The sequence below is a fragment of the Streptomyces chilikensis genome (genome assembly GCF_001642695.1).
GTDB classification, from domain to species: domain Bacteria; phylum Actinomycetota; class Actinomycetes; order Streptomycetales; family Streptomycetaceae; genus Streptomyces; species Streptomyces chilikensis.
Window position 1 is genome coordinate 3,319,412 of the sequence record NZ_LWCC02000005.1, and the last position, 8,583, is coordinate 3,327,994.

The window sequence follows — 8,583 nt, forward strand, 5'->3', positions numbered from 1 at the left end:
GGGGCGGCCGCGCCGCGGCGCCCGGTTTTCGGACGGAAGGGCCGCCGGCCCCCACGGCGCCGGCGGCCGGCACATCCCGCCGCCGTGGGGGCGGGCGCCTCACGGCACCCGGCACCGCCGGAAGGCGGGCGCGCGGCCGTTCCCGGGGCACGCGCCCGCCTCGTCCGGCGGTGGGCGGTCAGGCGGCGCGGACCTCGAACGTCGCCACCCGGGCCGTCTCGTCGTCCAGGCACCGCCCCGACGCGAGGTCGAACCGCTGCTTCAGCAGCGGGGAGGCGACGAAGGGGCGGCCGCCGTCACTGCCGAGGAGACCGCGGGAGAGGACCGCGGCGCCGGTGAAGGGGTCGCGGTTGTCGACGGCGTGGAGGCGGCCCGCGCGGTCGAGGAAGACGGCGGCCTGGCGGCCGTCGGGCAGGAGGGCGGCGACGCCGCGGCCGGGGACCAGGCGGTCCAGGTCGCAGACGGTCAGCCAGTCCTCGCCGGCCCTCAGCTGGACGACCGTGCGGAGCGGGGCGGAGGCGGCGACGGCGGTGGTGGCGACGGCGGTGGTGGTGGCAACGGCGGTGGTCGTCATCGTCATCGGGATGCGGTCCCTTCCATCTCTCGGATGCCGATCTGCAGCAGCGGCAGGTCCGGCTTGATCTGGCCGCGCTCAGGAACGAACGCCACCATCGGGTCAGGGGTCTCGGGAGCGTTGACGAAGGAGACGAAGCGCTCCAGCTTCTCCGGGTCCTCCAGCACCGCCGCCCACTCGTCGCGGTAGTGGGCCACGTGCGCGGCCATTAGCCGCTCCAGGTCGTCGCAGATGCCGAGCGAGTCGTGGACGACCACGTCGCGGACGTGGTCCAGGCCGCCGGGGATGCGGTCCAGCCACACCGAGGTGCGCTCCAGGCGGTCGGCGGTGCGGATGTAGAACATCAGGAACCGGTCGATCAGGCGGACCAGCTCCGCGTCGGAGAGGTCCTGCGCCAGCAGGTCGGCGTGGCGCGGGGTGGCGCCGCCGTTGCCGCCGACGTACAGGTTCCAGCCGTTGGCGGTGGCGATCACGCCGAAGTCCTTGGACTGGGCCTCCGCGCACTCCCGCGCGCAGCCGGAGACCGCGGACTTCAGCTTGTGCGGCGAGCGCAGGCCGCGGTAGCGCAGCTCCAGGTCGATGGCCATCCGCACCGAGTCCTGCACGCCGTACCGGCACCAGGTGGAGCCGACGCACGACTTCACCGTGCGCAGCGACTTGCCGTAGGCGTGGCCCGACTCGAAGCCGGCGTCCACCAGCCGTGCCCAGATGCGCGGCAGCTGCTCGACGCGGGCGCCGAACATGTCGATCCGCTGACCGCCGGTGATCTTGGTGTAGAGACCGAAGTCGCGGGCGATCTCGCCGATCACGATCAGCTTCTCCGGGGCGATCTCGCCGCCGGGGATGCGCGGGACCACCGAGTAGGAGCCGTTCTTCTGCAGGTTGGCGAGGAAGTGGTCGTTGGTGTCCTGGAGGGCCGACTGCTCGCCGTCCAGGACGTGGGTGTCCGCGCCGATGGCCGGGGCGAGGGTGGCCAGCATGTTGGCGACCGCCGGCTTGCAGATCTCGCAGCCGTCGCCGCCCCGGGCGCCGTCGCGGCCGTGGCGGTCCAGCAGTTCGCGGTAGGAGGTGACCCGCAGCGCGAGGACGATCTCGTACAGCTCCTCGCGGGTCTGGCCGAAGCAGCCGCACAGGCCCTTGTCGACCTCGACGCCGCTCGCCTCCAGCTCGGCCTCGACCAGCTGGCCCAGCACCTTCACGCAGGACCCGCAGCCGGTGCCGGCCTTGGTGCACTTCTTCACCTCCGGCACCGTCACGCACCGGTGGTCGGTGACCGCGCCGCGGATCGCGCCCTTGGTGACGTTGTGGCAGGAGCAGACGATCGCCTCGTCCGGCAGCGCGGACGGCCCGAGCTGCGCGCCGCCGCCCGCCGCGCCCGCGGGCAGCACCAGGCTCTCCGGCGAGACGGGCGGGACCGAGCCGGTGAGGGCGCGCAGCGTGCCGTACGCCTCGGCGTCGCCGACCAGGATGCCGCCCAGCAGGGTGCCGTCGCGGCCGATGACCAGCTTCTTGTAGAGGCCGGCCCGGGAGTCGGAGTAGACGACGTCCAGGCAGCCGTCGGCGGTGCCGTGCGCGTCGCCGAAGGAGGCCACGTCCACGCCGAGCAGCTTCAGCTTGGTGGACAGGTCCGCGCCGGTGAACTCGGCGGCCTCGGAGGCGATGGCGGCGGCCGCGGTCTGCGCCATCTCGTAGCCGGGGGCGACCAGGCCGTAGACGCGGCCGTCGACGGCCAGCGCGCACTCCCCGATCGCGAAGACGCGGTCGTCGGAGACGGTGCGGCAGCTCGCGTCGACCGCGATGCCGCCGCGCTCGCCGACCTCCAGGCCGCAGTCGCGGGCCAGCTGGTCGCGGGGGCGGACGCCGGCGGAGAACACCACCATGTCGACGGCGAGTTCGGAGCCGTCGGACAGCTTCATCCCGGTGACCGCGCCGTCCTCGCCGGTCAGCACCTCCTGGGTGCCGGTGCCGGTGTGCACGGTCAGGCCCATCTCCTCGATGGTGCGCAGCAGGGCCGCGCCACCGCCGTCGTCGACCTGCACCGGCATCAGCCGGGGCGCGAACTCCACGATGTGGGCGTCCAGTCCGAGGCCCTTGAGGGCGCCCGCCGCCTCCAGCCCGAGCAGGCCGCCGCCGACCACCGCGCCGGTGGTGGCCCGCGCCTTCGCCCACTCCTCGATGGCCAGCAGGTCCTCGATGGTCCGGTAGACGAAGCAGCCGTCCGCGTCCTTGCCGGGCACCGGCGGGACGAACGGGTAGGAGCCGGTGGCCAGCACCAGGGTGTCGTAGGGGACGGTCAGCCCCGAGCGGGCGGTGACCGTCCGCGCCGCGCGGTCGATGCTCTCCGCCGGGTCGCCGAGGCGCAGCTCGATGCCGTGCTCCTCGATGAACTCCAGGTCCGTCATCGACAGTTCGTCAGGGGTGGTGCCGGAGAAGTAGGAGGTCAGGTGCACCCGGTCGTAGGCCGGGCGGGGCTCCTCGCAGAGCACGACCACGCGGTGCGTGGCGGTCAGCCCGCGCTCGGCCAGCGCCTCGAGGAAGCGCTGGCCGACCATGCCGTGGCCGACGAGCACGATCGTCGCGGTGGCAGCGGCGGCGGAAGAGGCCGCAGAGGTGTCCGTGGTGGTCGTGGGCATCAGGAGCCTCCGTCGTTGGTGAGCAGGTGGAGCAGGTGGAGCAGGGGGGACCCGGCGGAGGGCAGCGGCTCGGCGCCCTCCCAGGCGCGGGCCAGCGCGCCGACGGTTCCCAGTTCGCCGACCAGGACGCCGCCGACCAGCCGGTCCTCGCGGACCACGACCTTGCGGTAGGTGCCGCGGGTGGCGTCGGCGAGCTGGACCACGTCGTCCCCCGGAAGCGGGGTGGGCTCGCCGAAGGCGGCCAGGTCGAACGGGCGGTCGGAGAAGAGCGTCAGCCGGGTGAGGGCGCGGGTGCCGGTGTAGCGGGCGGTGCGGTCGCCGGCGAGGGACCGGGCGAGGACCTCCGCCTGTTCCAGGGCGGGCGCGGCCAGGCCGTAGACCTGCCCGTCGTGCTCGGCGCAGTCGCCGAGGGCCCGGACGTGCGGGTCGCCGGTGCGCAGTTCGTCGTCGACGACGACGCCCTTGCGGACCTCCAGCCCGGCGGCCTGCGCGAGGCCGGTGCGGGGGCGGACCCCGCAGGCCAGCACGACCACGTCGGCGTCCAGGGCGTAGCCGTCGGCCATCTCCACCGACCGGACCGCGCCCTCCACCACCCGGACGTCGCGCACCCGGAGCTCGGTGTGGACCTCGACGCCCAGGCCCTCCAGGTGCCGGCGCACCAGCGCCGAGGCGGCCGGGTCGAGCTGCCGCTCCATCAGCCGTTCCGACTGCTGCGCCAGCACCACCTGCGCGCCGCGCCCGGCCAGCGCACGGGCCGCCGACACGCCGAGCAGCCCGCCGCCCACCACCACCGCGCGGGTGCCGGGGCGGACCGCAGCCGACAGCTCCAGGCAGTCGTCCATGGTGCGGAACGCGTGCACCCCGCGCGGCAGCCGGTGGTCGCCGACGGCGAACAGGCCGCGCAGCGGCGGCAGCACCGGATTGGAGCCGGTGGCCAGCACGAGGGTGCCGTACTCCAGCTCCTGGCCGTCGTCGCAGTACAGGCGCCGCGCGTCCCGGTCGATCTTGACCACCCGGGCCCGCACCAGGCCGGCCGGGGCGGGCAGCTCGATCACCTCGGGCGCGTACCGCCCGGCCAGCACCTCGGCGAGCAGCACCCTGTTGTACGGCCGGTGCTCCTCCTCGCCGACCAGCACCGCCGGCACGCCCAGCTCGCCGAGCCGGCGGGCGAGGCGCACCCCCGCCGGACCGGCCCCGATCACCACCACACGCTGTTGGGACGTCATACCCGCAAGCGTGCGGCGCGGGTGTTTCCCGACCGCATCCCTCCCGTTTCCCGCGGGGAACGCTGCCCTCAGCGGGGGAGGGGGGCCGGTGTGAGGGGCGGCGGCCGGGCCACCGGGCCGGTCGTGCCGCGGACGGGCGGGGGGCGGAGGCCCTCCGGACGCGCGGTCGCGGGCGAACCGCCGTGCCGGCGGCGCGACTTGTGGACCGCCGTACCGTGCTGGGAGCATCCCGGCATGGACACGCGCGTGGTCGGGATCCCCGGGGTGGACGGCACCGGGAAGGTGGCCGTCGTGATCGACGTGATGCGGGCGTTCACCACCGCCGCGTGGGTCTTCGACCGCGGGGCGGACAGGATCGTCCTCGCCGCCGACGCGGACGAGGCGCTGTCGCTCAAGGCCGGGCATCCGGGTTGGCTCGCGCTGAAGGACGGGGCGCCCGCCCGCGGGTTCGACCTGGTCAACTCCCCGGGCCTGGTCCGGGAGACCGACCTGACGGGCCGCACGGTGGTGCAGAAGACCACGGCGGGGACGGTCGGGGCGCTGGCGGTCGTCGAGGCGGAGCTGGCGCTGTGCGCCGGTTTCGCCGTGGCCGGCGCGACGGTCCGGGCCCTGGCGGCCGCCGGCGCCGACGCGGTGACCTTCGTGGTCACGGGCGAGGACGGCCGTGCCGCCGAGGACCTGGCCTGCGCCGAGTACCTGGAGCGGCTCCTGGCGGGCGACCGGGTCGACCCCGGCGCCTACCTGCACCGCGCCAGGACCTCCCCGGCCGCGGGCGACCTGCGCGCCGGGCGGCGCCGCGGCGCCCACCCCGACGACGTGGAACTGTGCCTGGAGGTGGACCGGTTCGGCTTCGCCATGCGGATCGGACGCGAGGAAGGGACGGCGGTGCTGCGGCCGTGGTTCCCCCACGGATGACGGCCCCGGCGGAGCGGCGGTTCGTACGGCACGGGGGGACGACGGTCCCCGGGAGAACGGTGAGGGCGGCGGTATGCGGTTGCGGTGTGCGGTGCTCGACGACTACCAGGACGCGGCCCTCGAAGCCGCCGACTGGGGGCGGCTGGCGGACCGGGTCGAGGCGGTGCCGTTCCGCGCGCACCACGGCTCGCAGGACGAACTCGCCGCCGCGCTGGCGGACTTCGACATCGTGGTCACCCTGCGGGAACGGGTGGCCTTCCCGGCCCCGCTGCTGGACCGGCTGCCCCGGCTGCGCCTGCTGATCGCCTCCGGGATGCGCAACTCCGTGATCGACCACGCCGCCGCCGCGCGCAACGGCGTGACGGTGTGCGGCACCGGCAGCCTCCCCCACCCGCCGGTCGAGCTGACCTGGGCGCTGCTGCTGGGGCTGGCCCGGGGAGTCGTCACCGAGAACGAGGCGCTGCGCACCGGCGGCCCCTGGCAGTCCACGGTCGGCGCCGACCTGCACGGGCGGCGGCTGGGCGTCGTCGGCCTCGGCAAGCTCGGCACCCGGGTCGCGGCGGTGGGGCAGGCGTTCGGCATGGACGTCGTCGCCTGGAGCCCGCGCCTCACGGCGGAGCGGGCCGCGGCGGCGGGCGTCGGCCTCGCGCCGTCCAAGGGAGACCTCTTCTCGACGTCCGACTTCGTCACGCTCCACCTGGTGCTGTCGGACACCACCCGGGGCATCGTCGGCGCGGCGGAACTGGCCCTGATGAAGCCGGACGCCTACCTGGTCAACACCTCACGGGCCGGCCTGGTCGACCAGGACGCCCTGCTGGCCGCCCTGCGGGAGGGCCGGATCGCGGGCGCCGCCGCCGACGTCTTCGACACCGAGCCGCTGCCCGCCGGCCACCCGATGCGCACCGCGCCCCGCCTGCTGGCCACCCCGCACCTCGGATACGTCTCCCGCGCCAACTACCGCACGTACTACCGGGAGGCGGTGGAGGACATCGAGGCATGGCTCGCGGGAGAGCCGGTGCGGGTGCTGGGCGGCTGACCGCGGGCCGCCGCACGGGCGGACCGCCCGGCCCCGCCTTCCCGCCGCCGGGCCGCGGCGGCGGCCGGCCCGGCGGCCCCGCTCAGTGCGGTGGCGGCAGCGGGTCCAGGGCGAAGCCGACGGTGCAGCCGCCCTCGCCGGGCATCCGCTGGATCCGCGGCGGCGCCCACACCTCGGTGGAACCGGGGGCCACGCGGGCGAGGAGGCAGTCCTGCGCGTCGAAGCCGTTGCCCTCCACCGACAGCAGGACGCCGACCCGGCCGCCGTCCGCCTTCACCTCGGTGCGGATCGCCGGATCGAGGTCCAGGGAGGCGAGCGCACGCCGCACCCCGGCCTCGTCCGCCCGGCCGTCCTCCGGCACCCGGGGGAGCTCCGCGCGGAACTCCTCGTACGGCAGCCGGGGCGGTTCGGGCGGCGGGGCGAAGGCGAGCGGAGGGCCGTCCGGACAGTCCACGCCGTCGGGTTCCGCACCCCATTCCGTGCGGGGCGACACCCGCAGGGCGAAACAGCGCCGCACGGTGACCTCCTCCGGGGCGAGCCACCCCTCGGATGCCGAGCCGGACGTGCGGACGACCACGCCGATGCCGTCCCCGTCGTGCGTCGAGGTGCCGGTCACCCGCAGGACCTCCACCCCGTCGAGGGAGGAGGCGGAGCGCCCGACCTCCTCCGCCGTGCGCGGGCGCTGGCCGTCGAGCCGCTCGCCGGCCTTCCCGGCCACCTCCCGCGCGGCGTCGGCCGCGCGGTCCTCGGCGGACGGCACCAGCACTCCGCAGCCGGCGGTGAACAGCAACAGCGGGGCGAGCAAGGGGTATCGGCGCATGCGCCCACCCTCCAGGCGCGGCGGCCCGGGGACAACCGCTCCCGTACTCATCCGGCATGGGCGATCGCACCCGGCCGGCCCGCCGGGAAAAGCGTTGGACGGGACGGCGGGAGGGCCGTTAACTTGTGGCCGACCGTGACTTCGCCGGAGGAGGTGAGACCCGTGAACGTTGTTCCGCAGCGGGTGCTCCCCCCTTCCGTCACGGTGTGCGACTGACCCAGGTGTCGTCGGGAGCGCCTCTACCACCAGGCACTCCTGAAAGGCGAACACCCATGGACACCGTGACGATCACGCGGGTCGCGCAGACGCAGTGGGAGGCGGTGGCCGACGACCTGGTCGTCGGCCGGGGCGACGTCTCCCGACGTCCCGACGGGCGTCTCTTCCTCAGCATCGACGTGTGGCGGGACGCCGCCTTCGACCGTCTCGCCGCCACGATGCTGGCGGACCTGCCCACGCCGCTGCACACCCTGGTCGGCGAGGACGACCACGACACGACGGCGCGCTGGGAGCGGTTCGGCTTCACCGTCGGGCGGCGCGAGGGGGCGTACGACCTGCCCACCGACCCCCGTGAGAGCGGGCTCGACGCGACGCGGCTCCCGGCGGGGGTGACGGTCCTGCCCGCGGGCGAGGCGGACGAGGACCTGCTGCGCTCCCTGGACCGCGCGATCCGCGACGAGGTCGAAGCCGCCGTCGGCCGGCGCGTCCTGCCGGCCGAGCTGTTGGCCGGCCCGCCCGGCGACACGCTGGTGGACCCGTCGAAGTACGCGGTGGCGGTCCTGGACGGCGACGCCGGGTACGCCGGGCTGGTCCGGGTCGTGCGGGTACGGCGCCGGGCGCGCGTGGGGCTGGTCGCCGTCCGGGCGGACCGCAGGCGGCGGGGCATCGGACGGGCGCTGCTGGCCCACGCGCTGGAAGGGCTGCACCGGGACGGGATCGCGTCCGCCTGGACCGAGGTGGACGACTCCGACGTCCCGGCCCTCGCGCTGGCCCGGGCGGCCGGCGCGCGCCGGGCGACCGGCCACCTGGAACTGGTGCGCCGCTGAGCGTCGCCCCCGCCCCCCACGGGCACAGGACCACACACGGACACGGGCCGACCGGGCTCGTGCGACCCACCGAACACGGAAGCGGGACATCTTGGCGAGACGAGCGAACGGCCTGGAGATGGAGGGCACGGTCACCGAGTGCCTGCGCAACGCCATCTTCAGGGTGGAACTGCAGAACGGGCACCACGTGCTCGCGCACATCAGCGGGAAGATCCGGAAGAACCGCATCAGGATCCTCCCGTTCGACCGCGTGCTCGTGGAGCTCAGCCCGTACGACCTGACCCGGGGCCGGATCCTCTACCGGTACCGCACCTGAGCGGCGGCCGGGGGGGGGGC

8 protein-coding genes are annotated in these 8,583 nt (G+C 75.3%); 4 read left to right on the plus strand and 4 right to left on the minus strand.

The window, feature by feature from the left end:
* Nucleotides 1-178 precede the first annotated feature (178 nt).
* From nirD to A2U95_RS14770, 3 genes are read right to left on the minus strand one after another with little or no spacing between them, the layout of a single operon-like run.
* A complete protein-coding gene (nirD, locus tag A2U95_RS14760; protein ID WP_166025220.1) occupies nt 179-574 on the minus strand; it encodes a nitrite reductase small subunit NirD in 396 nt (131 codons plus the stop codon).
* 2 nt (nt 575-576) lie between these two features.
* The gene (gene nirB / locus A2U95_RS14765) at nt 577-3,207 is read right to left on the minus strand and encodes a nitrite reductase large subunit NirB (RefSeq protein ID WP_166022698.1); all 2,631 of its coding nucleotides are present in this window, start codon (nt 3,205-3,207) and stop codon (nt 577-579) included.
* Nucleotides 3,207-4,433 carry an NAD(P)/FAD-dependent oxidoreductase gene (locus A2U95_RS14770; protein ID WP_166022700.1) on the minus strand — a complete coding sequence of 409 codons (1,227 nt, stop codon included), beginning with the start codon at nt 4,431-4,433 and terminating at the stop codon, nt 3,207-3,209. The genes nirB and A2U95_RS14770 overlap by 1 nt, the downstream gene beginning before the upstream one ends.
* Before the next feature lie 234 nt (nt 4,434-4,667).
* Between A2U95_RS14770 and A2U95_RS14775 the strand changes: the two genes are divergently transcribed.
* Complete coding sequence (locus tag A2U95_RS14775) at nt 4,668-5,348, plus strand: 2-phosphosulfolactate phosphatase (RefSeq protein ID WP_166022702.1); 681 nt, start codon at nt 4,668-4,670, stop codon at nt 5,346-5,348.
* Nucleotides 5,349-5,421: 73 nt separating this feature from the next.
* A complete protein-coding gene (locus A2U95_RS14780; protein ID WP_166022704.1) occupies nt 5,422-6,384 on the plus strand; it encodes a D-2-hydroxyacid dehydrogenase family protein in 963 nt (320 codons plus the stop codon).
* An 82-nt stretch (nt 6,385-6,466) separates the two neighbouring features.
* Here A2U95_RS14780 and A2U95_RS14785 read toward each other — a convergent pair whose 3' ends face one another.
* Nucleotides 6,467-7,204 carry a translation initiation factor IF-2 gene (locus A2U95_RS14785; RefSeq protein WP_166022706.1) on the minus strand — a complete coding sequence of 246 codons (738 nt, stop codon included), beginning with the start codon at nt 7,202-7,204 and terminating at the stop codon, nt 6,467-6,469.
* A 272-nt stretch (nt 7,205-7,476) separates the two neighbouring features.
* On the opposite strand from A2U95_RS14785, the gene A2U95_RS14790 reads away from it, so the two are divergent.
* Together A2U95_RS14790 and infA are read left to right on the plus strand one after the other, a co-directional pair.
* On the plus strand, nt 7,477-8,247 hold the full coding sequence (locus A2U95_RS14790; RefSeq protein WP_166022708.1) for a GNAT family N-acetyltransferase: 771 nt from the start codon (nt 7,477-7,479) through the stop codon (nt 8,245-8,247).
* Between the two features lie 118 nt (nt 8,248-8,365).
* Complete coding sequence (gene infA / locus A2U95_RS14795; protein ID WP_206282981.1) at nt 8,366-8,563, plus strand: translation initiation factor IF-1; 198 nt, start codon at nt 8,366-8,368, stop codon at nt 8,561-8,563.
* Nucleotides 8,564-8,583: the final 20 nt, after the last annotated feature.